Annotated in this window: 23 protein-coding genes; 15 read left to right on the top strand and 8 right to left on the bottom strand. The window is 48.2% G+C overall.

Annotated features, from left to right (window positions below; all coding sequences use genetic code 11):
- Complete coding sequence (gene ispE / locus N7386_RS03920) at positions 1–855, top strand: 4-(cytidine 5'-diphospho)-2-C-methyl-D-erythritol kinase (RefSeq protein ID WP_279767118.1); 855 nt, start codon at positions 1–3, stop codon at positions 853–855.
- A 112-nt stretch (positions 856–967) separates the two neighbouring features.
- Positions 968–1,915: a ribose-phosphate pyrophosphokinase gene (locus N7386_RS03915; protein WP_011623915.1), complete on the top strand. Its 948-nt coding sequence runs from the start codon at positions 968–970 to the stop codon at positions 1,913–1,915.
- Positions 1,916–2,100: 185 nt separating this feature from the next.
- On the opposite strand, the gene N7386_RS03910 is transcribed toward N7386_RS03915, so the two are convergent.
- Entirely contained in the window at positions 2,101–3,963 is a 1,863-nt protein-coding gene (locus N7386_RS03910) for a methyl-accepting chemotaxis protein (protein WP_086902024.1), read from the bottom strand.
- Between the two features lie 401 nt (positions 3,964–4,364).
- On the opposite strand from N7386_RS03910, the gene N7386_RS03905 reads away from it, so the two are divergent.
- The 3 genes from N7386_RS03905 to N7386_RS03895 are packed head-to-tail and all read left to right on the top strand — an operon-like array spanning position 4,365 to position 6,429.
- Positions 4,365–4,898 (top strand): RNA polymerase sigma factor, encoded by a 534-nt coding sequence (locus N7386_RS03905; protein ID WP_086902023.1) that lies wholly within the window; start codon positions 4,365–4,367, stop codon positions 4,896–4,898.
- Positions 4,898–5,476, top strand: a complete 579-nt coding sequence (locus N7386_RS03900) for an anti-sigma factor (RefSeq protein ID WP_279767117.1) — start codon at positions 4,898–4,900, stop codon at positions 5,474–5,476. The genes N7386_RS03905 and N7386_RS03900 overlap by 1 nt, the downstream gene beginning before the upstream one ends.
- Positions 5,473–6,429 (top strand): DUF4097 family beta strand repeat-containing protein, encoded by a 957-nt coding sequence (locus N7386_RS03895; protein ID WP_279767116.1) that lies wholly within the window; start codon positions 5,473–5,475, stop codon positions 6,427–6,429. Before N7386_RS03900 ends, N7386_RS03895 begins: the two co-directional genes overlap by 4 nt.
- 85 nt (positions 6,430–6,514) lie before the next feature.
- Here the strand turns inward: N7386_RS03895 and rsuA are convergent, their stop codons facing one another.
- Positions 6,515–7,222, bottom strand: coding sequence for a 16S rRNA pseudouridine(516) synthase RsuA (rsuA, locus tag N7386_RS03890; RefSeq protein ID WP_279767115.1), 708 nt, complete (start codon positions 7,220–7,222; stop codon positions 6,515–6,517).
- A gap of 338 nt (positions 7,223–7,560) precedes the next feature.
- On the opposite strand from rsuA, the gene N7386_RS03885 reads away from it, so the two are divergent.
- The 4 genes from N7386_RS03885 to N7386_RS03870 all read left to right on the top strand — a co-directional run bounded on the left by N7386_RS03885 (position 7,561) and on the right by N7386_RS03870 (position 11,827).
- Complete coding sequence (locus N7386_RS03885; protein WP_279767114.1) at positions 7,561–9,645, top strand: M13-type metalloendopeptidase; 2,085 nt, start codon at positions 7,561–7,563, stop codon at positions 9,643–9,645.
- A 197-nt stretch (positions 9,646–9,842) separates the two neighbouring features.
- Positions 9,843–10,628 (top strand): RelA/SpoT domain-containing protein, encoded by a 786-nt coding sequence (locus tag N7386_RS03880; protein WP_109287920.1) that lies wholly within the window; start codon positions 9,843–9,845, stop codon positions 10,626–10,628.
- Between the two features lie 249 nt (positions 10,629–10,877).
- Entirely contained in the window at positions 10,878–11,285 is a 408-nt protein-coding gene (locus tag N7386_RS03875; protein ID WP_011623923.1) for an SMI1/KNR4 family protein, read from the top strand.
- 41 nt (positions 11,286–11,326) lie between these two features.
- A complete protein-coding gene (locus N7386_RS03870; protein WP_011623924.1) occupies positions 11,327–11,827 on the top strand; it encodes a DUF4447 family protein in 501 nt (166 codons plus the stop codon).
- Positions 11,828–11,899: 72 nt separating this feature from the next.
- Here N7386_RS03870 and N7386_RS03865 read toward each other — a convergent pair whose 3' ends face one another.
- Entirely contained in the window at positions 11,900–12,529 is a 630-nt protein-coding gene (locus N7386_RS03865; protein ID WP_279767113.1) for a glutathione S-transferase family protein, read from the bottom strand.
- A gap of 117 nt (positions 12,530–12,646) precedes the next feature.
- Positions 12,647–15,232, bottom strand: coding sequence for a TonB-dependent receptor (locus N7386_RS03860; protein ID WP_279767112.1), 2,586 nt, complete (start codon positions 15,230–15,232; stop codon positions 12,647–12,649).
- Between the two features lie 199 nt (positions 15,233–15,431).
- Between N7386_RS03860 and N7386_RS03855 the strand changes: the two genes are divergently transcribed.
- The 4 genes from N7386_RS03855 (at position 15,432) to N7386_RS03840 (ending at position 19,915) form a co-directional block, all read left to right on the top strand.
- Positions 15,432–15,974 carry a PH domain-containing protein gene (locus tag N7386_RS03855; RefSeq protein ID WP_279767111.1) on the top strand — a complete coding sequence of 181 codons (543 nt, stop codon included), beginning with the start codon at positions 15,432–15,434 and terminating at the stop codon, positions 15,972–15,974.
- Positions 15,975–16,057: 83 nt separating this feature from the next.
- Entirely contained in the window at positions 16,058–17,344 is a 1,287-nt protein-coding gene (locus tag N7386_RS03850; RefSeq protein ID WP_279767110.1) for an Nramp family divalent metal transporter, read from the top strand.
- Positions 17,345–17,495: 151 nt separating this feature from the next.
- Positions 17,496–17,960 carry a DUF1456 family protein gene (locus N7386_RS03845; RefSeq protein WP_041412549.1) on the top strand — a complete coding sequence of 155 codons (465 nt, stop codon included), beginning with the start codon at positions 17,496–17,498 and terminating at the stop codon, positions 17,958–17,960.
- 266 nt (positions 17,961–18,226) lie between these two features.
- Positions 18,227–19,915 (top strand): NAD-dependent malic enzyme, encoded by a 1,689-nt coding sequence (locus tag N7386_RS03840; protein WP_086902015.1) that lies wholly within the window; start codon positions 18,227–18,229, stop codon positions 19,913–19,915.
- 66 nt (positions 19,916–19,981) lie between these two features.
- Here N7386_RS03840 and N7386_RS03835 read toward each other — a convergent pair whose 3' ends face one another.
- Together N7386_RS03835 and N7386_RS03830 are read right to left on the bottom strand one after the other, a co-directional pair.
- Positions 19,982–20,416, bottom strand: coding sequence for a DUF3069 domain-containing protein (locus N7386_RS03835; RefSeq protein ID WP_011625248.1), 435 nt, complete (start codon positions 20,414–20,416; stop codon positions 19,982–19,984).
- 24 nt (positions 20,417–20,440) lie between these two features.
- Positions 20,441–20,968, bottom strand: a complete 528-nt coding sequence (locus N7386_RS03830; protein WP_086902014.1) for a phosphatase PAP2 family protein — start codon at positions 20,966–20,968, stop codon at positions 20,441–20,443.
- 156 nt (positions 20,969–21,124) lie between these two features.
- On the opposite strand from N7386_RS03830, the gene N7386_RS03825 reads away from it, so the two are divergent.
- Positions 21,125–23,023, top strand: a complete 1,899-nt coding sequence (locus N7386_RS03825; RefSeq protein WP_279767109.1) for a diguanylate cyclase — start codon at positions 21,125–21,127, stop codon at positions 23,021–23,023.
- On the opposite strand, the gene N7386_RS03820 is transcribed toward N7386_RS03825, so the two are convergent.
- Positions 23,020–23,835: a transporter substrate-binding domain-containing protein gene (locus tag N7386_RS03820; RefSeq protein WP_279767108.1), complete on the bottom strand. Its 816-nt coding sequence runs from the start codon at positions 23,833–23,835 to the stop codon at positions 23,020–23,022. The two genes, N7386_RS03825 and N7386_RS03820, sit on opposite strands and share 4 nt — an antisense overlap.
- A gap of 162 nt (positions 23,836–23,997) precedes the next feature.
- Between N7386_RS03820 and queG the strand changes: the two genes are divergently transcribed.
- The gene (queG, locus tag N7386_RS03815; protein ID WP_279767107.1) at positions 23,998–25,179 is read left to right on the top strand and encodes a tRNA epoxyqueuosine(34) reductase QueG; all 1,182 of its coding nucleotides are present in this window, start codon (positions 23,998–24,000) and stop codon (positions 25,177–25,179) included.
- Positions 25,180–25,196: 17 nt separating this feature from the next.
- On the opposite strand, the gene N7386_RS03810 is transcribed toward queG, so the two are convergent.
- On the bottom strand, positions 25,197–25,976 hold the full coding sequence (locus N7386_RS03810; protein ID WP_279767106.1) for a TOBE domain-containing protein: 780 nt from the start codon (positions 25,974–25,976) through the stop codon (positions 25,197–25,199).
- Positions 25,977–26,164 lie beyond the last annotated feature (188 nt).

The following is a 26,164-nucleotide window of genomic DNA, read 5'->3' as shown; positions in this document are numbered from 1 at the left end:
ATGTCGAATGAGATTTCGCGCAATTGGCCCGCGCCCGCCAAATTAAATCTGTTTCTGCATATCAACGGACGCCGCGCCGACGGTTACCATGAGTTGCAAACCCTGTTTCAATTTATCGATTGTTGCGATCTGCTCGACTTTAGGGTGACGCAGACGCCTGAGCTGATATTGCACTCTGGCATGTCGGCCGTTGTCGCGGATAGCGATAACTTAATTCTGCGAGCCGCAAAATCATTACAGCAAGCAACAGGCTATCCTGGCGGCGCCGAAATCTGGCTTGAAAAACGTTTACCCATGGGCGGCGGTTTAGGCGGCGGCTCCTCCGATGCGGCTACTACGATTGTGGCGTTAAATCAGTTGTGGAACACCCAACTATCTAACGATGAATTAGCCACAATTGGTTTAAAACTCGGTGCCGATATCCCTGTTTTTATTCGCGGTTTCGCGGCATTTGCCGAAGGCGTTGGCGAACGTTTACAAGCGGTGACACCCACTGAATTTTGGTATTTAGTGATAGCGCCCGATGTCCATGTTTCCACCGCAGCGGTGTTCCAAGATCCTTTGCTACCCCGCGATACTCCTAAGCTTGGCATCGACACGTTAATGAGCCAACCTTGGGCAAATGATTGCCAAGATCTGGTCGTTTCCAAATACCCTCAAGTTGCCAAGGCCTTAGGCTGGCTGCTAGAATATGCGCCGTCGAGAATGACCGGAACGGGCGCATGCGTGTTTGGGGAGTTTTCTTCGCAGCAGCAAGCTCTCGCAGCCTTGGCGAAATTACCGTCTGATATGCAAGGATTTGTTGCAAAAGGGGTGAATATTTCGCCGCTCATAGTGCGACTCAATCATCCATAAACTACTTTCTTCTAGAGCAACTTTTTACGATAGCCCACGGGTTCCGCTCCCGTCCCCGCATCGTCGTTGCTCTAGCCACTAAAATATAAAGCAAACGCCTGAGGTTCATACAGTGCCCGACATCAAGCTCTTTGCTGGGAACGCCACCCCCAGTCTCGCTAAGAAGATAGCCGATCGTCTATTTTGTAAACTCGGAGACGCAGTGGTTGGTCGTTTCAGCGATGGTGAAATCAGTGTCCAAATTAACGAAAATGTACGTGGTGCCGATGTGTTTATCATCCAATCCACCTGCGCCCCAACCAACGATAACCTAATGGAACTTATCGTTATGGTTGACGCGCTACGCCGTGCATCAGCCGGTCGTATCACTGCCGTTATTCCTTACTTTGGTTATGCTCGTCAAGACCGTCGCGTACGTAGCGCACGTGTACCTATTACTGCGAAAGTTGTTGCTGACTTCCTGTCAAGCGTCGGTGTTGACCGCGTTCTGACCTGTGATTTACACGCAGAGCAAATTCAAGGCTTCTTCGACGTACCAGTAGACAACGTGTTCGGTAGCCCTGTGCTGCTCGAAGATATGCTGGCGAAGAAATTAGATAACCCAGTAGTTGTTTCTCCAGATATCGGTGGTGTTGTCCGCGCTCGTGCAGTGGCAAAACTATTAGATGATTCTGATCTGGCCATTATCGACAAGCGTCGTCCACAGGCAAACGTTGCGCAAGTGATGCATATCATTGGTGACGTTCAAGGCCGTGACTGCATTATCGTTGACGATATGATCGACACAGGCGGCACTCTGTGTAAAGCGGCTGAAGCCTTAAAAGAACACGGTGCAAACCGCGTATTTGCTTACGCGACTCACCCAGTATTCTCTGGCAAAGCGGCTGAAAATATCGAAAACTCAGTGATCGATGAAGTTATCGTGACCGATACTGTACCTTTAAGCCCTGAAATGCTTAAAGTGGCTAAAGTGACTCAACTGACGATGTCGGCCGTATTGGCAGAAGCCATTCGCCGCGTCAGTAACGAAGAGTCTATCTCTGCAATGTTCAGCCACTAATCGCGGCGCTTTGCATAAAAAACGCACCTTAGGGTGCGTTTTTTGTTGGTGGGTTTTATCGCAGTTTTTATTTAGAGCTATTCACGTTAATTCACTCACGCAGCCATCTTAAGGCAAAACCTCAGCGCTTAACTTCGCCATAAAAAACGCACCCTTAGGTGCGTTTCTGACAGACAAAAGTGCGACTAGATCTTAAAGTGGCTCACTGCACTGACCAGATATTCGGCGCGGGATTTAAGTTCATCCGAAGCCGACGCATTGGCATCGGCAGCCCGAGAAGAATCCTCAGCAATATCACGGATAACAACTACGTTCTTATTCACTTCGGCGGCAACCATGCTCTGCTCTTCAATTGCTGCAGCAATCTGTGTGCTCATATCCATAATATTATGCACATCGGTATTGATAAGCTTCAGCAACTCTCCAGCCGCCGCAGCCTGCTCGGCACTCTCGGCCCCTTGCTTTTGGCTCGCGTCCATTAATTGCACTATGGCGCGAGTTCGGCTTTGCAGGGTTTGAATAATGTTGGCAATTTCCTGTGTCGACGATTGAGTTCGCATCGCCAGACTGCGTACTTCGTCGGCAACCACGGCAAAACCACGGCCTTGCTCACCCGCGCGAGCTGCCTCAATCGCCGCATTGAGTGCCAGTAAGTTGGTTTGCTCCGCAATGCCACGGATCACATCGAGCACGCTACCAATGGTTTCACTGTCACGCTCGAGCTCATCCACCACAGAGGCGCTGCTGTTAATCTGATCTGACAGTTGTCTGATCTTAAGGATGGTTTGCTCAACCTCAGTTTGCCCTAATTGGGCGTTTTCATGGGTTTTACCCGCTTTGAGGGCTGCAAGCTCGGTAGTTTTAGCGATTTCATCAATGGTCGCGCCCATTTCGGTAATCGCCGTTGCCACCATATCAGTTTCATTAAGCTGCTGGGCAACGCCTTCAGACGCAAGCATGGCGTTCTCTGACACACTCTTACAGGAGGTGTTAATCGTGGCGACTGAGTCAATAACCTGCTCGATAAGCTGCTGGAAGCTTCCCACCATGCTGTTGAAATGCTGCGCAATTTCACCCAGCTCATCCTGGGTCGAGGCATCGCATCTGAGGGTTAAATCCTTACTGACCTCGATACGTGAAATCACCTGAGTGATACGCTCAACTGGGGTGATAATGCTGCGGATGATGAGGTAGGTAATCACAGCAAGGATCAGGGCGATAATAACGAAAACCAAAATCCCGATATTGACGCTGCTGCTTTCAGTATCATCGATGGCTTTTAACGCAAGATTATGCAGCTCGTCGGCACTGGCTTCAGTCAACTTATTCGCGGCGATCAATTTTGCCATGGTGCCATCTTTTTCACTGAGACCCAGTTGCTGCTCTTTATTAACTAAGCTCTTAAAATCCTTTTGATATTGTTCAATTAAGGCCGCAATTTTATTTTGGGTATCCGTGTCTAAACTCGATGCTCTGAGGCTAGCGTTGAACTTGGCGATGTTAGCGTCGAAGGTCTCGACATAGCTCATCTCGCGGCGCAGCATAAAGTCTTTTTCGTTGCGGCGTAGCTGCAACATGGCGACTTCGAGGGATAACTGGTCGTATTCCTTCAGCATGGACTCGACATTATGCACTGCCGTTCTTAGGGTGCCGTAGAGACCCGTTTTAGGGGTTAAACCTATTTCTTGTTGGAGCTGAACGACTTCGTTGAAGGCGACTTGATACTGATTGAGGTTACGGTCAAAGCTTTCGAGTGACGCAGTGGAAACCTTGTATTTTTTAAAAATACTCTCGAGACTCGGGACTAACTCATCAATCTTTGCATGTACTTCTTTATGCTTTTCAACATATTGAATATCTTTTCGACCAAAGAAGTCCTTTTCATTTTTACGCAGTAGCAAAACGTCTCGTTCTAGCTCGAGAACGGTTTGCGCGGCGTGGGAGAGTTCCGACTCAACCGAATTAGAATGAAGCTGCAATCCAAACATGGCAATCAAGGCAGTCACGGATACAGCGGCACTGAGTAACAACTTTGAGCGGATTAACATATAAAGCCCCTAATAAATAACATCTCTTAAAAAGATAGCTGGGAGTTAGGCCTTTAACAGCAAAATATCCCTGATATACAAAGTTTATCTTTTATTTATTGTGCACTGGTCGAGCAATGCTCCTCTTCACACCATCACCATGAACTGCAACGCCAGTATTAGGCTGAATATCGCGAATGATTTATCCTGCTGTATTAGCGATTACACCTGAATACCATTTGGTATAAAATTAATAACTTCATAAAGTTAGCGCCAAAATACACAACTAATTTTACTACAACAACGCAAAGAGTTACGCAATATCTAAAAATAAACTGAATATATTTTTATTGGATACAAACCTTTTACGCTTTTCAAAGCGTCCAATCAGTAACCATTCACTTTGATGACAGGAAAATACAGTGACGGCAGGGAGACTCCCACTCAACGATGCAATGTCAGAATTTGACCTTATCACCTTGGCCAGCCAAGGGAATAGAGCCGCATTTAAGCAACTGTATTTACACCATCATCCAAGGGTATATGCCCTATCGCTGCGCTTATCAGGCCAAGCATCGCAGGCGGAAGAAATCACCCAAGAGTGCTTTATTCTGGTCTGGCAGAAATTGCCGCAGTTTAGGGGGGAGAGCCAATTTTCCACTTGGTTACACAGCATTTGTGTAAATCAGGCACTGAGCTTTATCCGTAAGCAAAAGTCATTTTGGGCACGTTTTATCCCGATGGAGAGTGACGATGAACATTCAAGCGCGGATGAACATTATCAAGGGTTAGACAAGTTGATCCTCAAATTGCCAGAGCGGGCGCGCATCGTGTTTGTGCTCTGCGCCATTGAAGGCTATCAACATGAAGAAATTGCGCAATTACTTGGTATTGCAGTGGGAACCAGCAAGACCCAGTACCACAGAGCCAAGCAATTACTACAGGAGATGCTGTAATGTCCTTATCTAACGATCCCCGCGAGGCCAAGCTCCAGCAGTTGATTGATGATGCCCCCAAAGCATTAACTCCCAAGCGGGATCTTTGGCAAGGCATCGAAAAACGTATGGATAAGCCATTGGCGTCGCAAACGGCGGTTCGCCAAGCGCCGCGATTACAAGGCGTGCAATGGGCGATTGCCGCAACTGTGGTGCTAGCTGTGTTCTTTGGTTTTTACACTCAAGCTCCGGTAATAACGTTGCTCCCTGAACAAATCGTCAGCCAACCGGCGGATGATGAACAAGCGCTGCACACGCTGCTAAGCCAAATTGCCCAGACACATCAAGCCCAAGTGACGAGCCTCGAACAAACCCCGACGGTTGTGGCTTGGCAAACCAGTCGCTTTAGCGCGCCATTAGAGCAAGGCTTAGCGGAATTACGCCGTGCCGGCGAACAGATTTATCAAGCGTTACAAGCTAATCCAACCGACAAACAACTTTGGCAACTCTGGCTTTGGGTGCAACAACGTGAACTCGATTTGCTACAGCAAGGCCAAAAACTTCCGATTCAAAACTCAACACAAGGAAATAGCATATGAGCCATTTTACCCTCACGAAAACCAGTCTCTTAGTGTCGACGCTTTATCTTGGCCTTATGGGCAGTGTGTTCGCCGCTGAAAGTGTGGACAAACAGTTGCCGATGAGCAGCGATACCCTGCTGCAAATCAAAGTCCAACGGGGCGAAGTGCAAATTCAAAGCTGGGATAAAAATGAAGTCAGCGTGACGGGCACTCTCGATGAGCTGAGCGAAGGTTTTGTCTTCGAACAGAAAGGTAACAACCTGAATATCGAAGATAAAATGCCACGCCACTATAACGGCAGTGACAACAACGGCTCAAAACTCACCATTAAGGTACCTAAAACCGTCAAGCTGAGCGCCGATACGATTTCAGCCAATCTGCAAATCAGCCAGACTCAAGGCGAGCTGGAGTTAAATACCGTTAGCGGTAATATCACCGCCGAGGCACTAGACGGCACACCGACATTGCACACTGTGTCTGGCGACATCACCACTAAGGGGTTAGCGGGTAAAGTGATGTTAGATACCGTCTCCGGTGAGATTAAAGACACCCAAAGCAAAGGCGAAATCAAATACCGTTTAGTGAGCGGCGATCTCAACAGCCAAACCTTAGCCGATAAAGTGAAAGTCGAGCAGGTTTCGGGGGAAATCAAAGCCGACTTAAATACCGCCAAAGAAGTCAATGTCCGCACCGTGAGCGGCGACACTCAAGTGTCACTGGCAAAAAGCTTCGATAAAGCCAATCTAGAGAGCGTCAGTGGCGATATTATTGTGACATTTGCTGATACACCCGATGCCAATTTCGAGCTCAATGGCGGCCCAGGCGGCAAAATCAAAAATGGCTTGAGCCAAGATGTGCCACAAAGACAAAAATACGTGTCGAATGAATCCTTAAGCTTCCAAACGGGCTCTGGTAGCGCCAGTGTGAAGATGGATACCATTAGCGGTAATCTGATCCTGAAAAAACAATAGCCTTATCAGAAAACGCTAATTGGCGATAAAAAATAGCAATAAAAATGCCGCTCATCAGGAGCGGCATTTTTTTAGCCAAACGGTGTTAAATCGAGGCGATTTCTTCGCTCGTCAGATAGCGCCATTCGCCTAGAGCAAGTTCTGCGTCTAATTCAATTTTGCCAATGCTTTCACGGTGTAAGCCAACCACATGATTACCTACGGCGGCAAACATCCGCTTCACTTGGTGATACTTGCCTTCGGTAATGGTTAAACGTACCAACTGCGGCTCGATGATTTCAAGCACTGCGGGTTTTGTCAGGCCGTCTTCGTTTCTCAGCTCCACTCCAGCGGCAAAGACGCCAATCAGACTCTCATCCACAGGATCGGCTAACGTCACTAAGTAACGCTTGCCACAGTATTTTTTCGGCGAGGTGATCCGATGCGACCATTGACCATCGCTCGTGATTAGCACAAGGCCAGTAGTATCTGCATCTAAACGACCAGCAATGTGTAAGGTTTCGGGCTTTTCAATATCCAGCAGGCTCAATACCGAAGGGTAGACTTCATCTATGGTCGAGCAAATCGTATCCACGGGCTTATTGAGCATCAGGTAACGCTCACCGAGGAGGGAGATAGGCTCACCTTCGAGGCACACTTGCATCCCCTCGAGCACTTTAAAGCCAGCATCTTTAATCACAGCCCCATCACAGGTGATGTCACCACGGTGCAGGGCTTTTTTCGCTAAAGAACGGGTAAGCGAGGTACTTTCACAGATAAATTTGTCTAAACGCACGGGACGACTCAACTTCAATAAATGAAAACCGCCGTATTATGAGGCCCTACGAAAGAAAGGGCAAAGCCTAGCCAAACAAATTGCCCAAACACGTGCTCGGTTACGCAGTGCAAACCTAAGTACTTACTAACTTGTCAGAGCTTGCGTACGGTATGTTTGGCGGTTTTTAGGCCAAATTCAACCATGGTAATTTTTAGTTACAACTGATGGATAATAAATCCGGCTGAAAAAGTGTAATCACCTTGTTTAGATTCCCACTAAAGCATTAACATACGTAGCGTTGCGCCTGAAGCAATCCCATTTTGCAGCTAAACAGGCCCAGAGATGGGCACAATAACAAATTCGAAGGAAACGACATGAGAAAAGTACTCATTGGGGGACTGTGTGCCTCACTCATCGCGGGCCTCACTGCCTGTAATGACAAACCCGCTGAAGTTAAAGCGCCAGAAACCACTAAAACCGCCACTGCTGCCGCTGTGACTAAAGCATTAGGTTCAGGTATCGAATTTGAAAACTTCGATAAATCAGTGCGTCCACAGGACGACTTCTATGAATATGTTAACGGCGCTTGGCTGAAGAAAGCCGAGATCCCAGCCGATCGCACTAGCATTGGTGCCTTCTACGATCTGCGTGAAAAATCCCGTGATGACGTTAAAGCCATTATCGAAGAAGTCGCTGCAACGCCAAATCTGGTCGAAGGCACTGACGAGCAAAAAGTGGCTGACCTTTACCGTTCATTTATGGACACAGCAACGCTAAACAAGCTAGGCGTGACGCCACTGAAAGGCGAGTTTGATGCCATCAACGCCTTAAAAGATAAAAACGAGCTGGTAAAATACTTCGCCCACAGCCAAATCATGGGTGCGGGTACGCCAATGGCTTTCTACATCGATATCGATGCAAAGAACTCTAGCCGTTACGCGACTCACCTGTATCAATACGGCCTAAGCCTGCCAGAAAAAGACTACTACTTTAACGAGTCAGAGCGTTTCGTTAATATTCGTAAGGCTTACCTTGCCCATATCGAAAAAATGTTCACTCTAGCCGGTCTTGCCAATCCAAAAGCCAGCGCAGAATCTATCCTCGCACTCGAAACTGCGATTGCCGCTAAACATTGGGATGTGGTTGAAACCCGCGACAGCACTAAATCCTATAACCTGTACCAAGTTAAAGATCTGCCAAGCTTAGCGCCAGATATCGACTGGACAGGCTACTTAACGACATTAGGTGCTGACAAGCAAACCGACATTATCGTTAACCAACCGAGCTATATCCAAGGCCTGAACGAAGTCCTCAAAACGACCGATCTGGCAACTTGGAAAACCTACATGCAATGGCAAGTGCTGACCCATGCGGCAAGCAACTTGAGCGAAGAGTTAGACAACGAGAACTTTGCTTTCTTCTCTAAAACCCTAAACGGTCAAGAAGAACAAGAGCCACGTTGGAAGCGCGGTGTTGCGGCAGTCAACGGCGTATTAGGTGAAGTGGTGGGTAAAGTGTACGTGAAGCGTCACTTCGCACCAGAAGCCAAAGAGCGCATGCAAGCATTGGTTGAAAACCTGCGCGGCGCCTACGGCGACAGCATCAAAGATCTGACTTGGATGAGCGATACAACTAAGCAAGCTGCTGCCGAAAAATTAGCGAAATTCAACCCGAAAATTGGTTATCCAAACAAGTGGGAAGATTACAGCAAGCTGACCATTAAAGCCGATGATTTGATTGGTAACGCGGTTCGCGCAAGCGAAGTTGAGCACGCTAAGTCACTGGCTAAGTTAGGCGCGCCAATCGATAAAGACGAGTGGCACATGACCCCACAAACGGTTAACGCTTACTACAACCCAACCATGAACGAAATCGTGTTCCCAGCAGCAATTCTGCAACCACCTTTCTTCAACATGGAAGCGGATGATGCCGTCAACTACGGTGGTATCGGTGCGGTTATCGGTCACGAAATGGGCCATGGTTTTGACGACCAAGGCGCTAAGTTCGACGGCGAAGGCAATATGCGTGACTGGTGGACAGAGAAAGACTTAGAAGAATTCTCTGCCCGTGGTAAGGCGCTGATCGCACAATACGATGGTTACTATGTGTTTGACGATCTGCACGTGAACGGCAGCCTGACCTTAGGCGAAAACATCGGTGACTTATCGGGCGTAACTATCGCTTACCGTGCGTACAAAAAGTCGCTCAATGGTAAAGAAGCACCGGTTATCGACGGTCTGACTGGCGACCAACGTTTCTTCATCGGCTTCACGCAAATTTGGCGTGCAAAAGCCAAGGAAGAAGCTCTGCGTAATCGCGTAGCGACAGATCCACACTCACCAGCGGAATTCCGTGCACTGGGTGCGCTATCTAACATGCCTGAGTTCTACACCACCTATGATGTGAAACCAGGTGATGCTATGTATATCGCGCCAGAGAAACGCGTAAAAATTTGGTAATCCCAAATTAATTTAAGACAGTAGTAAATAACCCCAATGGCGCCGCTCACAATAGCGGCGCTATTTTTTTAGGCGCGAAAAATGTGAACTTAAGCCAAACATGAACAAGTCTTCATCATTGATTCAGCTTTAATTAAGCCACTCCAGCCTATGGTATCCCTGTGATGTGTATCACTCCCATAAGGAAGTAGGCCGTTATGAATAAGTTATTTCGTACCTTTTTTATCTTTCTACTCTTATTATCGACCCGCACAGGCGTAGCCAATCCTTTAGATATCAATGACAGCAGAGCCGAACGCGGTAATTACAGTGCAAGACAGGCTCAAAGCCATGATCTGCATGGTCTTTATGCGCTCAACACTCAAACCTTCGACACCCCACGTCAAGCTTCGGCCTGTTTAGACAACTTATATTCCAATGCCCACGCGGCCCAAAATGAACTCGCAAGCCTGTTGCAGACAGTGGCTGCCAGTTCACAGGCGCAGGTGATTTTGCCTGATGTGAAAAGTTATCAACGCGCCGCCGAGAAGGTCGCCACCAAATTTAATGGGGATGCGAGCCAGATCACCGACCTTGCCCGCGCCAGCATCGTCAGTAACAGTATCTCCGAGCTGATGCAAAGCTATTACACCTTAAGCGAGCAAGCTCAGGTCGTGAAACAGAAAAACCGTTTCGCCGAGCCTAAAGCCTCAGGTTATCGCGACCTTAACTTACTGGTACGTTTGCCCGAAAGCGGCATGATTGCTGAGGTCCAATTACACCTTAAGGATATTGCCGACATCAAAAGCGGCCCAGAACACAAGGTTTACGAACAGGTTCAACAGATTGAGGCGAACGCGATCAAACAGCAACGGGGGTTAAGTGAGTTTGAAACCGCGCAGATCGCTAAGCTGCGCCAAGAGTCACATAAGCTGTATCACAAAGCTTGGCTTAACTATAAACGCGTCGATGAAGGACTGCTGCTAACTAACTCAGTTGCTTAATCACCCATTTACTTAATCGCTTTACCGTTTAGCTCTGTACCACTTCCACTGTTGCGCTGGCTATTTGTGAAAACAGATGCCAGCGCTTTTTTTTACGGAGTCACACCTGACTGAGCCCAAAGCGTCACTGCTGCAAATACGCAAACTAAAGCCGAACTATCCCAGCTACAAGCTCACAGCCCTTCCCTCGCATCCAGCCTTGTTTCCCTATATAATCCCGCGCCATAAGGCGACCCTTAAGGAAATTCCATGCACGACATTATTGAGCAACTCCAAGAACGCAGCGAAACCGTGCCTGTGCCACTCGAGTTACCCACATTCGAGCAGTTAGTGGAGGTTGAGGAACAGATTTTGATCCCGCTGCCACGGGAATTAAAGGAATACCTACTCCATGCCAGTGATGTGATTTATGGCGCGATTGAGCCTGTGACTGCAGCCGATCCCTATTCACACACCTATTTACCCGAAGTCACCTGCTATGCTTGGTCAATCGGCTTGCCAAGGGACTTAATCGCCATCTGCCAATTGGGCGATGACTTTTACTGTATCGATCAGGATGGCCAAGTTCACTTCTGGCAAAACGGTGACTTTACCGATACTTATTGGGAATCCTTCTGGGAATGGGTCGAAGATATTTGGCTTAAAAACAAATACTGATTTTACCGAGATTTTATTTTTATCAACTTGAGAACCGCATTATGTCTAAAAATATTGGCTTGAACGCCATCGAAATGAGCTACTTACGCCAATCACTCAGCCTCAGTGCGGCTCAAGTAGGACAACTGACCAACCACAGCGAAGCCGATGTATTAGCGTGGGAAAATGCTGAAACACAGGCCCCGGAACTGGCACAGAAAAAGCTCTTAGATCTTGATGATATTATCGAGATGCAAGTGCTCAATACCACTGACGGCATCGAAGCCTTATTCAAGAAAGAGCCTAAGCGTCACTTGGCCTTCGTGGTGTATCCAACCCAAGCCGTTTACACCCAATATAATCCTGAATTTTTAAGCTCGCTGCCGTTGACTGAGCTATACAACACGGCGGCATGGCGCATTAAGAAAGAATGTAAACTGGTGCTCGAAGTGGATGTTAGCTTAGTCAATCTCGATGTCGAAGCCTACAAGGCATTCCGTGAGCAAAATGGGTTAAGCGAAAGCCGTGAAAGCCGCGCCAAATGGGCGGCGACTCAGCTATAAACGCTAAACGACTTAAGCAAAAAGGGCAGAAGTAAATCTTCTGCCCTTTTGTTTTTTATCGCTTAGTGCCAATTAAGCCTGCGCTGCGTTGGCGACGGCTTCCATTTTGGCGAGCGCCGATTTACGCGAAGGACGCTCCGCAATTCTATCGCGATATGCCGCCAATTTAGGCGGGATCTGCTGCTCAAATGAGGTGCCCCACATCAATGTATGTGCCAGCAGAATATCGGCAACCGATAAGGTGTCGCCGAGTAAAAAGTCGCTATCGGGCAGCATAGCTTCGGCCAAGGCCGCCGCCTTATCAAACTCCCACACAGCGCAAGGCATGATAGAAGGATGACGCTGCGCTTCCGGCAGCGCGAATTTATGCTTGCCTAGGGTCCATAGAGGCTGCTCGAGTTCGGTAATAATAAAGCTCACCCATTGATGATGCAGACCCGATGCAGCACTGCCCGCTTCAGGTAACAAGCTGCCAAACTTCTCCGCCAGATACAGACAAATGGCCGCCGACTCAGACAATACAAGATTATCGTCGGTTAACACTGGCACTTTGCCGCAGGGATTGAGCGCTAAGAACGCGGCGCTACGGTGCTCGCCCTTATTCATATCCACAAACGAAAAGGCCCATTCTGCGTCTAACTCTTCTAACACCCAAGCGACTCGTAATGCACGGCTGCGGGGCATGCCATATAAGGTGATCATATTAACGTCCTTTTAGTGATGACTGATTAACGAGAACGAAGATACACTGTGTCGCGGCAGAGTAAAATACAAAAACGGCGCCGAAGCGCCGTTTCCAATGACTCTGCCAATGACTCGTTAGAAGTTCATTGTCAGTTTGGTGTAGATATAACGTCCCATTGGATTGTGTACAGAAATCACATAACCATAGAGGTCGGTATCGCCGTCACCAATCGCAAACGGTGGCTCTTCATCAAATACGTTGTTCACGCCTAATGTCAGCTTAAACATCTCGTTGAAACGGTAACTACCTGACATATCAACTAATAACTGCGCATCAACCATACGAGACTTGTTCGTTTCGAAGTCTAACACGCCGTCAAAGTCGATATCTGGAGTATCTTCGAACTCACCGATGTAGCTCAGGTTTACGTTGGCGGCGAAGTTATCCATGGTCCAATTCGTGGTGAGTAACCAGCGATGTTGTGGGAACTTGTACTCGCCAGTGTAATCGAGACCGTCTTTTTCGAAGTTATGTAGGTAGCTGTACTCTAGGCCAAACTTCAAATCACCAAAGCTATCTAGCTCAAGACCATAGTGGGTTGACAGGTCAACACCCTGCACATCCTGCGAGCTTAAGTTGATAAAGCTTGAGTGAATAATGCTGATAGGACCTAAGGTTTGACCCGCTTGCGGTGCTAAGCGCTCACACACAGTGCTGTTTTGATCGTTACAGTTTGCGGTGTAGATATCGCCCAATGGCTGCTTATCGATCTTGTTATCTTGAGTGATGCTGTAAACATCGAAACCGATATCAAACTTCTGGCTTGGCGCCCAGATAAGTCCAAGGTTCCATGTTTCTGACTCTTCGGCATCCAACTCAGAGTTACCTTGGAATTCAGTGTTGTAGTCGAGCGCTTCACAATCCACACCATCGGCGGCGCAGCGATAAGTATCGATAAAGAAGCTACTTTCGCGTGATGGGCCTAAACCGATTTGTGCTAATGAAGGCGCGCGGAAACCCGTTGACCAAGAACCACGGCTTGTCAGCTCATCGGTGATGCCCCATTGGAACGCCACTTTAGGGTTAGTGGTTGAACCAAAATCGCTGTAGTGATCGTAGCGACCCGCAAGTTGCAGCTCAAAGTTATCCGTGACAGGAATAGAGAACTCCACATAACCTGCGTATTGGTCACGGGAGGCCGCAGCAGAAACCGCTTCGGTACCAAAAATCAGCCCACGTTGGAACTGTTCATCCGGCACGTCGCTGACACTTTCTTCACGGTATTCCACACCCGCCGCCATCATAATATCGCGATCCGCCAGCGTGAACGCTTGGCCCGAAATGTTCGCCGCGTAAGACGTCATGCTCGATAAACCTTGGCGAACTAGGCTAGTGGTAATCGCATCGATCACATCCTGCGAGTTCATGGTGCCGCCAAAGGGATTGTAGCGACCCGCATCGATCTCAGCTTGCAGGTAATCGGTTCTGACCCAACCTTGAGTACGATCGCCCGTTTGAGTCGATTCACTGCGGCCGCGTTGTACCGAGGCTTCCCAATCCCACTCTTTAATCGTGCCACGTAAACCCGCGACTAAACGCAGGGTGTCGGACTCGATATCCCAACGACGTGCGCCCGCATCCACAGTACGGAAACGACCGATTTCAATATCTTTGCCCCAAGGATTATTTGGGTGAGTGCCTGGCACAGTTAAGGCCGCATCTTCATCCAAAGGTGTTGGTGCACCACCCGCAATTGAAGAGTTATGTTGCGCGGCTAACTCGAGGAACGCGGTTAAATCGTCATTGAAATGGTAATCGAATTGACCAATAGCCCCAATACGCTCAGCCTCAGGGATCACTAAGTTGTATGGACCATAGTCAAATAAACAGCTGCCGCTGGCCGTTGCACGATCGGGCGGACAGGATGGGTCGATAGTCTTCACACCATCGACATAAAAATAACCGGGGAAACCGCGTGAGGAACGGAAATCTTCACCACCGTAAGGGCTTTGATCGGCTGTGCCAAAACGGCCCAAATCGGTTGCCGATAAGGTATCGTTTTTAAAATAATCGAGAATAACCGACGCACTACCCTTTTCGGACTTGACGCCCCAAACGACGCTTGCCGTGGTTTCATCGTAACCCGTACCCGGGGTATCGCCGTAACCTAAGTTAACCTCAATCCCTTCGATGTCTTTTTTCAAGACGATGTTAACTACACCCGCAATCGCATCGGAACCGTAAATCGCCGATGCACCATCTTTCAGAATATCAATGCGTTCAATCGCTGAAACCGGAATGTTGTTAATGTCGACGAAGGAGTTAGTGATACCTTCAGCAAAGGCACTTGCCGCAACACGGCGACCGTTAATCAATACCAGAGTAGCGTCAGGGCCTAAGCCACGTAAACTGATTGAAGCACCACCGTTTGCGGTCGAGTCTTGGCTATTCCCACGGGTAGAGAAAGCGCCAGCACCGTTGGCAGGCATACGTTCGAGTAACTGCTGCAGGTTGTCAAAACCCATGTTGGCAATATCTTCTTTGCCAATGGATTGAATGGGTGACGGTCCCTCGATATCAGTGCGCTTAATACGAGAGCCCGTTACTTCAATGCGTTCAACTTTGTCAGCGCCGTTATCGGCTGCATAGCCAATACTCGGGGCAAATGCCATTGCGATCGCAATAGCACAAGCACTGGGTAGAATCTGAGGTCTTTTCATTTACATCCCCTAATCTTCATTCGTTAAATTTATTTTACTTTTATTAAACTAATTTTTAACACAACCAAGGTAATCGGTTGTAAAACAAAGTCAATGGGGGACTGTAAAAAGTTAAACTTTTGTTACTAATAAAAACCATGTATTTTCCTGCTGAGATCTCTCAAGATAGCGAAATGGAACATTGGCATTGAGGAAGAACATGCAAGAACAAACAATTCATGAAGCCCAATTTGAAGATAATTTAGGTTTGTACTGGTTACTCTCAGGGGCCGCTTACTTCACCTTAAGTATTGTTGGTATTCCCTTGTTATTACTTTGGTTTCCTATTGGGTTATGGGGGACTCGCCGCTACATCAGCAATATGAGTGCACGCTTAACCAGCAAAAAGCTGATCGTGCGCAGAGGCATATTAACTCGCACAGAAAATACGGTTCCCTTAGATAAAATTACCGATATCGCCCTCATTCAGGGGCCGATTATGCGCATGATGGGATTACATAAACTCACGGTAGAAACTGCGGGACAATCGGGCGCGGGCGCCTTAATTAGTCTGGTTGGCATAGTCAACGCCCCCGATTTTAGGGCGCAGATTTTGGAGCAAAAAGAACGCTTAAGTGAGGCACATACCACCAGCGAGACGAGCGCTCCCACAGAAGATAACGCAATGTTGACTCAACTTGTGGAAATGACGGCAAGCTTAAAACGCATCGAAGCCCTACTCGCCGCCAAATACAATTCTTAACAGTTAACATCGCGACTTAACGGCTTAGATAGCTCAGTATCGAGCAAACCATTTCCAACGGATAAGGAAACACCCTGCGTATTATGGCGACTTCTCAAGTAAAACCTCTCCCCATGAATTGGACAGCCCAACTGGCCCTCGGCATAAAAGCCATGGGACCCGGTGTGTTAATGGCCGCCGCCGCGATTGGGGCTTCACATTTAGTGTCATCCACCCGCTCTGGCGCAGAATTTGGCTGGCAACTCGCCTGGGTGATTCTGGGAGTAAACTTGCTGAAATACCCTTTCTTTGCCGCGGGTGCACGTTACACCGCCGCCACGGGAGAAAGCCTGCTGCATGGTTATCTTAAACAGGGCCGAGGTTATCTGTGGTTATTCACTGGACTTAATGTGATCGCCTCTATTGCGAGTACCGCTGGGGTCTGCATGTTAACCGCCGCCATGCTCACCCAGTTTATCCCCTTACCTATTGATGTGTTGGCGTTATTGGTGCTGATAAGTTCGTTGTTGTTATTGATTTTAGGGCACTATTCATTGTTGGACAGGCTGACGAAGATCATCATGTTCGCACTGACGCTCACCACCTTAATCGCCGTCGCCTTGGCATTGGATCATGTAAAACCGCTAGAAAGCCAGTTTGTCTCCCCCTCACCATGGCAGTGGGCCCATGTGGGATTCTTGGTCGCCATGATGGGTTGGATGCCAGCACCAATTGAAGTCAGCGCATGGAATTCACTGTGGTTATTGGAAAAACAAAAGACATCACCCGTTACCCCCGCCCAAGCCATCTTAGACTTCAACTTAGGCTATATCGTCACCGCCCTGTTAGCTGTGGTCTTTTTGGCCTTAGGTGCGCTGGTGATGCATGGCAGTGGTGAGCACTTTTCCGACTCTGGTGCCAAATTTGCGAACCAATTAATCAACTTATATAGCCAAGTCATGGGTGGTGAAAGCCGCTATTTGATTGGCATAGTGGCGTTTTTATGTATTTTCAGCACCACTGTCACTGTCATCGATGGCTATAGCCGAACCTTGAACATGGGTTGGCAACTGCTGTCACGCGCAGCAGTCAACGAAACCCAATCGGACAAACGCCTGACGGGCATCATGCTCAGCGTAAGCGCATTAGGGTTAATGCTCATCCTGTTTTTCAAGGGCGCCCTGCTGCCACTGCTGGAGTTTGTGATGATTTTAGCCTTTATGACTACAGTGGTTTTTGCATGGCTCAACTATCGCTTAATGACTAGCACCCAACTGCCAGAGGTTCATCGTTATGGCATAAAAATGAAAGGCCTCTCTTGGGTAGGATTAAGCTATTTGCTTATTTTTGCAGTGCTTTTTATTTACTGGTATTTAGCCGTTAACGTTTAGTTTTACTTATTTAAGCATGAGCCCTCAGCGAGGGCTCATGCTCTACTGTGCCACAGGCCTCATCCATACTAGACTTTCCTGCTTTTCTGTTACTTTGAGTATATAATGTCTGCTCTTAAACCAGACAGCGCAGCCGCGCCTAGAGATGACCATGATTAACAATGATATTTTGCGCCGTTTGCGCTTCGTGTTTGATTTCAACAATGCCAAAATGATTAAGATCTTTGCCAAAGTTGGAAGAGAAGTGCCAACCGAAGAGATGATTAGTCTGCTGCGCAAAGAAGAGGAAGAAGGCTATAAGGCCTGTAACGACACGACCCTATGTCAGTTTTTAGATGGTCTTATCATCGAAAAACGCGGTCTACGTGAAGGGGCTGAAATCCCAAAGCCAGTATCAAAATTAAACAACAACTTAATCTTCAAAAAGTTACGTGTTGCCCTCGAAATGCGTGAAGAAGATATTATGGCCACCTTAGCGCTCGCCGAAGTGCAAATGTCTAAGTCTGAGTTAAGCGCCCTGTTTCGCAACCCAGATCATAAAAACTTCAAAGCTTGTGGCGACCAGATCCTGCGTAACTTTATCCGTGGCTTATCACTAAAATATCGCGGTGTTTAATCTCCAAATAGCTTAACCCCAGAAACGCAGCCTAGGCTGCGTTTTTTGTTTTAATAGCTCCTTAAACAGCCATTTACACGGCAAAAGCATTTACAATCAATTAACAGAAGCATGTTTTAAACGGCCAGATTGTCGCCTGCTGCAAAAAAAGCCACAAATAGCGCACGACACAGGCAACAAAGATCACATTTCATGATAACCTTACGTGACTTACAGCACGTCTCAAGCACGTACCGAACCATTAAACAATAACTCAAAGGTTACCCATGGACGATAATAAACGCCCCCTCTATCTTCCGTTTGCAGGACCTGCCATTCTTGAAGCACCCTTAATTAACAAGGGCAGTGCATTTTCGGAAGAAGAGCGTATTTTCTTTAACCTCGAAGGCTTAGTACCCTACGCCATTGAAACCATTGAAGAACAGGCTTCACGCGCCTACGATCAGTTCAGAAGTTTCAATAACGATCTCGATAAGCACATCTATCTGCGCAACATTCAAGACACCAACGAAACCCTGTTTTATCGTTTAGTGCAAAACCACATCAGCGAAATGATGCCAATTATCTACACCCCGACGGTAGGTTTGGCCTGTGAGCGCTTCTCGAAAAACTATCGCCGTAACCGTGGTCTGTTCATCTCTTACCCGAATAAGGACAGAATCGACGACATCCTCAATAACTCGACTCGCCAAAAAGTAAAAATCATCGTTGTGACCGACGGTGAGCGCATCTTAGGCTTAGGCGACCAAGGTATTGGCGGCATGGGGATCCCGATTGGTAAATTGTCACTCTACACCAGCTGTGGTGGGATCAGCCCCGCATACACACTGCCAATTACCTTAGACGTAGGTACCGATAATCCACAGTTGCTGGAAGATCCTATGTACATGGGTTGGCGCCATCCACGTATTGGCGGCGAGGAGTATGCCGAGTTTATCGAAGCCTTTATGCAAGCCGTGCATGTACGTTGGCCAGATACACTGATCCAATTCGAAGACTTTGCCCAAAAGAATGCGATGCCAATCCTTGAGCGTTATAAGGATCGCTACTGCTGCTTTAACGATGACATTCAAGGCACCGCCGCCGTGACTGTGGGTTCATTACTCGCCGCCTGTAAAGCCGCGGGCACAGAGCTGAATAAACAGCGCATCGCCTTCTTAGGTGCCGGTAGCGCAGGTTGCGGTATTGCCGAAGCTATCGTTGCACAAATGGTGTCTGAAGGGATCAGCGACGAGCAAGCCCGCAGCCAAGTTTGCATGGTTGACCGTTGGGGCCTGCTGCTCGACAACATGCCTAACCTGTTGCCATTCCAACAAAAATTGGCTCAAAAATGTGCCGACATCAGCAACTGGAATAACTTCAGCGACAATATTTCACTGCTCGATGTGGTCAATAACGCTAAGCCAACGGTGCTGATTGGCGTATCGGGCGCACCGGGTCTATTTACCGAAGAAATTGTTCGTGCAATGCATAGCCACTGCGAACGCCCAATTATCTTCCCACTGTCGAACCCCACCAGCCGTGTTGAAGCGACGCCAAAAGACATTCTGCACTGGACGTCTGGCCAAGCCTTAGTGGCAACGGGTAGCCCGTTTGAACCTGTTGTTGTCGATGGCGAAACCTATGAAATCGCGCAATGTAACAACAGCTTTATCTTCCCAGGCATTGGTTTAGGGGTACTCGCCTCGGGTGCTCGCCATGTCTCCGATGCGATGTTAATGGCATCGAGCCGCGCGCTCGCCGAATGCTCACCGTTAGCCATTAATGGCTCAGGACCACTCCTGCCAAAACTGGAAGATATTCACTCAGTAAGTAAGCATATTGCGTTTGCCGTCGGTAAAGTGGCGATTGAGCAAGGCCTATCCTTGCCTGCGAGTGATGAGCTGCTGATGCAATCTATCGAAGATAATTTCTGGAAGCCAGAGTACCGCCGTTATAAGCGTACGTCTTTCTAATATCAGACATTATTCCAATAAAAAGCCCGTCAATCGACGGGCTTTTTATTGGGTCAAACTCACAGCTTAAGGCGCCATCACCTGTTTAAAGCTGTTGAGCATAGAACGGTCAGTACGCGCTTTCTTTAATTTCCGCACGCACTCTTTCAGTGACTCATCGGCTAAGCGACCGAAAATACCGTTGTACTCATTCTCATTGATGGCCTCATCGGTATCGGCCTGCTCAGAAATCTCCTGGGCGACACGGCTAAGTTGCAACCACGCATTGGCAATATAAAAACCGTGGAACTCAGCCTGCGGCATCAAGTTACGAGCGCTGGCAGGCAATGCCTCCCAAGCCGTGGCAAATTTGTCTTCGCGATCGAGTAACAACTCGGCGCATAAACCTTGGTAAGCCGCTAACAGGCTCTCAGGCATTTTTGCCATAGGTAGCACTTTATTGGCAACATTGTGGGAAATCCGCTCGGCGGTTTCACGATACTCAACTGATACTTCAGCCATAATTACTCTCTTATCCTAAGCGGCTTAAAATTGGCCACTAATATATAAACCATAGACCCCATTATGGGCCAAAGGTGTCACTGTGATCCCTTTATAGGGCTCAGTAAAATACCAACCCGCCAGTGCGCCAATGGCTGCGCCTGCGAGCACATCTTCTAAATAGTGCTTATCACTCTCGACTCGGGTATAGCCCACATAAGTTGCGGCAAGATAGGCCGGCAGACCATATTGCCAGCCATAGCGCTGCTGAATAAACGTGGCCGCCATAAAGCTGTCCGAGGTGTGCCCTGACGGAAAAGAATCATCACCACTACCATCGGGTCTATCCTTACTGACACCCAATTTAAGCCCTTCAACTATGACTCGGCTCGAGACGGCAGCCTTAAGTAATTGCCATGAGCCCTCATTCCCATCCTCATAGAATAGGGTCGCGCCCAAAGCCGTAGCCGGCAGGAGTAGATGAACCACATCGCCCGAGGTTTCGATATCATCCGAGTTTGCCCAACTCGCTCCCGTAAACAGCAACAGGACGGCACAGAGTAATTTTTTCAAGGGTTTTCCTTATTGGGTGAGATCCAAGGCGACGTTTATACCTTGATAGCGGAATGAATGCAAAAATTGCAAACTTTACATGTAAACAAGACGTAAAAAGTTTATGCTAAGATAATGATTAGCTATCTGTTTCAGCGCTAACGGGAAACCTCATACTTGCAACATTACCTTCGATATTTAGCCATTTGTCTTATGCTGCTGATAGGCACGCATAGGGTTGCTATTGCCGAGGGACAAGCGCAAGTCGATCAGATTTTTGCCTTATTCGATAGCGGTGAAGCCATGACCCGTGAATCTATCGAGCAAAACTTATCACTGCTGGAAAAACTCATTTCGAGTGATGATATTGAGCGCATCGAAAAACTGAATCTGCTCAAATGCTGGAATCAGCCTTTTGAGACCGAAGAGGATGTGTTGCACTCGCTTCAGCACATTGAACAGACAATGGCACAGATCCCGCCACACGCATCACCGCATTTTCTTACCGACTTTACTCTCTGCCATGCTTGGTTTTTACAGCAAAAGGGCGATATTAATGGCGCCATGTCGGGTTATACCAAAAGTATTCAGAGCGCCTATGAGCATGAAGATATTAGACTCATTGCCGATGCTCGCAGTCTGCGAGGAGCCTTATATTCCTACATTGGAGATTTTTCTGAGGCGCTAGACGATTTAGTGACCGCGCAGGGGCTGTACGAGTCCTTGAACTTAACGGGCTGGGCAAATGTCAATTTAGCGGATATTGCCACCAGCTTTAGGCGTTATGGCGACCCTGAGAGTGCGATTAAATACTACAATAAACTCAAAGAGTTTTACTCCCAAAAAGGCAATAAGGAACAAGTTGCCAACGTCACTTCCGACATCGGGATTGCCTTAGATGAAATGGGCGAACATGAGCGAGCGATTGAAAGCTTTCGTTTTAGCTATCAGTATTTTAAAGAACACAAATACCCTCTTATTGCCGCAATCAATGCGACCAATATTGCCTATAGCCTTATTCAGTTAAATCGCCTCAATGAAGCCGAAACCTATTTAAAGGAAGCGGCGCAGGAAATTACCGACAAAGAACCCAGCGCCTACAGCTTTATGAAGCTGTTTATGGCGAAAATTCGTTATCAGCAGGGGCGCTATCAAGACGCACTGGATGAACTCGCCGCCGCAGAAATTGCATTCCGTGTGATGCACAATGATCGCGGCCTCATCCAACTATTACAGCTTAAGAGTGATATCCATGCAGCTATGGGCGATCTACCTTCGGCCTACCAAGAGCTACAGCAATTTATCGCCTTGACGAAAAAGGTGGATGATAGCTCCTCTGCACACCAAACGACTGAATTAAAAGTAAAGTTTGATACTAGTTGGATCGAATCTGAAAACAAACGCTTGCTCGATAATCAAAAATTAAAGGAGCAAGAGTTAGCACTGCTCGAGAAAAATAAATCACTGCAACTTATCATCCTGCTGCTCACGGGCTTTATTTTGGCGATAGTGTCACTCTTTGCCTACAAGCAAGTGCACCGTAACCGTCACCTACAGACCATAGCCTTAACCGATTATCTGACTCAATTACCCAATCGCAGGCACATCTATGCCCAAGCGGAACTGTATTTTCAGCAGGCGATAAAACAAAAAACACCATTCTCTGTGATCATTTTCGATGCGGATCATTTTAAAAAGATTAACGATAATTTCGGCCATGAAATTGGCGACCAAGCCTTGCTGACCATAGCCCAAGCCAGCCAAGCATTAACCGCGGACCGCAATCTCATCGGCCGAATTGGCGGTGAGGAGTTTTTAATCCTCTTACCCAATACCCACGCAGAGCGCGTTTGGGAGCTGGCACACGAGTTACAAACCTTAATCACCCGTTATGGTGCCATTAATTTGCCCGTAGAGTTAAAGCTAACTGTAAGTGCCGGAGTGGCTACTTTAAATACCGAATTAGGCAAACAAGATGAAAGCTTTGCGCGGTTGCTTAAGCGTGCGGACAACGCCCTTTACGACGCCAAAAACGCAGGAAGAAACTGCGTTAAAGCCGCCAAAATGGCCGACTAACCTACGGTTTTTCGGTGCCAAAAGATGTGATGTTCGAGGGGCGGCGGCAAGGCGCCAAACCATTTTTGATAGAGCCGAGCAAAATCCCCCGATTCTTTGAGCTTTTCTAACTCAGCTTGCCAACGCTGCACCGTGTCGGCAGAGGTTCCTTTTGAGAATGCCAAATAAAGATGGATTTCGGAGAGCACATAAACGGGTTTGATATCCGACTCCTTCGCACCGATATCCTGCAGTATATGCTTGACCGCCAAATCGGCCTGACACCAGAACCGCACCCGAGAAAACAACAACTGTTTAGCCGATTGCTGCGGAAAACTCGCCACTAAGAGAGCATCGATACCCTGCTGTTGCAGTAATTGCGCGCCGACTGACTCACGATACACGCCTACGATCCCAGCGTTATTAACTTCGGATAACTGATTGATGCTAATGGGATCATCAGCTCTGGCATAAAGAGTAATTTTACTGGTGGCAATGGGGCCGATAAAATCGAAATGGCTTTCCCGCTCATCACTAATGGAAGTGGCAAACAACAACACGTTCGGCGCCGAATGAGCAATAGAGTAAGCCCGCGCCCAAGGTAAGACTTCAATTTTTTCCTGCTGCCCGATACGCGTCTGCAATTGATTAACCAGTTCAACACCAAAGCCAGTTGGCACGCCATCTTGCTCGAAGCTCATGGGTGGCCAAGCCTCTGTCACTAACCGCACCGTCTTGGTTGCAGCTTCTGTTGCAGCTAAGCTAAGGCCTGCATAGCCTAAGCTAACGCACAACAATAGGCGATAACCGTGTTTGCAAAGGGTCAGCAACATAGACAAGACCGAAGGGGAAAGTTACTACTCATCATAGATCTAATTTACACACCGAAGAAAGCAACAATTGCAGTTTGGCTTAAATCCCTAAACACTAAACTCGTCCGCTGCGGCTTAAAACTGCTATCATAGCGCCATCCTATTAAGCCCAATGCCGTTTCCATGTCGACCACAGTAACCTCTCGCGCCAATATTCCCGACGCAGCCACCCTTGGCCGCCTTGCTTTGCAAATCAAGGCCTGGGGAAAGGCGCTCGGTTTTGCCCAAATAGGGATCTGCGACACCGACTTAACTGCGGAAGAACTCAAATTACAGGCTTGGCTGGATAAAGGATATCACGGGGAAATGGGCTACATGGCGACCCATGGCATGATGCGCGCTCGCCCCCACGAATTGCACCCAGGCACAGTTCGAGTGATTTCTGCACGGATGGATTATCTACCGCCAGAGGCGGGTTTTGCCACTAACTTAGCTTCGCCGAATATGGGCTACATCTCGCGTTACGCGGGTGGTAGGGATTACCACAAACTCATCCGTGCCCGCTTAAAAAAACTGGGGGATCAAATTAGTAGCGAGCTTGTATCTCTCGGGTTCGATGCTGCCGACTTTAGACCCTTTGTCGATTCGGCCCCAGTGCTGGAACGTCCACTCGCCGAAAAAGCTGGCATAGGCTGGACAGGTAAGCACTCACTTATCCTTAATCACGATGCGGGCAGTTGGTTCTTCCTCGGGGAATTACTGATCAACCTACCCTTACCCGTAGACATTCCAATCCAAGAAGACTGCAACACCTGCGTTGCCTGTATCACCTCCTGCCCAACAGGCGCTATCGTCGAGCCTTATACCGTGGATGCTCGCCGCTGTATTTCTTATCTGACAATCGAATTACAGGGCGCCATTCCAGAGGAGTTTCGCCCTTTGATGGGCAATCGCATTTACGGTTGTGATGATTGTCAGTTGGTGTGCCCGGTCAATCGCGAGGCACCGCTGACTAAGGAGAGTGATTTCCACATTCGGCCTAAACTCAAGCAGCCTGAACTGCTTACCTTGTTTGCGTGGAGCGAAACCGAGTTTCTCAAACAGACCGAAGGCAGCGCCATTCGCCGTATTGGTCATCAGCGCTGGCTACGCAATATCGCCGTCGCCCTAGGCAATGCGCCGAGTTCGCCGCAAATCATCGCCGCCCTTGAGCAACGTAAAGCCCAAGCAGATGTCGATGAAATGGTGAAAGAACATATCGACTGGGCCCTAGCGAGGCAACATGCGGGCGGCTCACAAGCCAATAACCGTAAAACGGAGCGACTGGTTAGGGTCATTCAAAAAGGCTTACCACGGGATGCCTAGCATCCTCGCTGCGAGCCTTAATTCATACTGGCAACAATCACTTGTGTGGCATCAAAACAGGCAAAACAAGGCTCACCAACTTTGAGCGTTTGGATGTCGGCCAATGGCATCACCGAATAGATAATCTCTTTAGCGCCAATCTCTATCGCTAACTCAGCCTTATCGGCCAGTTCGGTCACACTCAGTAAGTGCCCACTGACGCAGTTTTGCCCCGCGCTCTGGCAAGCATCACGACTGGCCGTCACCGCTGGCGCCTTAAACAACAATAGAATCGATTGGTCCAAGGCTAACTGCAGACGCTCAAAACTAGCATGGGTCACTGAGATTTGGATCTGTTGCCCCCCCGCCAATGTCACCTTCAGGCTGTCATTCAAACCGAGTGACTCAATGCCGTGGATACGCCCCGTTAATTGGTTGCGAGCACTGGTTTTAAGGGAGAAATGCGCCATCACATCCAACAGACTGTGCATATCGACCGAATCATCCAGCAACGCTGACAGCGCCATTTCCTGCACCTGCGAGGTGATGGAATACACCTTAAGTAAACGCTCACCAAACTCGGTCAGTTTGGCACCACCACCGCCCTTACCGCCTTTTTCGCTGCTGACGACAGGCTCGGGCATAGTCGTGTTCATCTCATTTATCGCATCCCAGGCGGCCTTATAGCTGATCCCCGCCAACTTTGCGCCCTGGCTGATAGACCCAGTATTAGCCACTTGGCGCAGCAAAGCTATCCGCCGAGGATTGGCGAAGGGTTTGTCCCCCAATGACAATGTCAGTAGTGCGTGTAAGTCCATGTTCCTGCGCGCCTTAGCTTAAGTGAATGCTATTGTCCCCGATCAATCTTGAGATACCAATACGTACGGTCGGAATTCTCCGCTGAGGTATTAGCGTTTTCGCCAATAAACCGAGCCGAGATCACTAATTTACGCATCGGGACTTGAATAATCGATATATAGATTGGTATATAACGATCACTTTTTAT

Origin of the sequence: Shewanella sp. GD04112, assembly GCF_029835735.1 — a bacterium.
Classification (GTDB): Bacteria; Pseudomonadota; Gammaproteobacteria; order Enterobacterales; family Shewanellaceae; genus Shewanella.
This window is presented reverse-complemented; position numbering and strand designations above follow the sequence as displayed.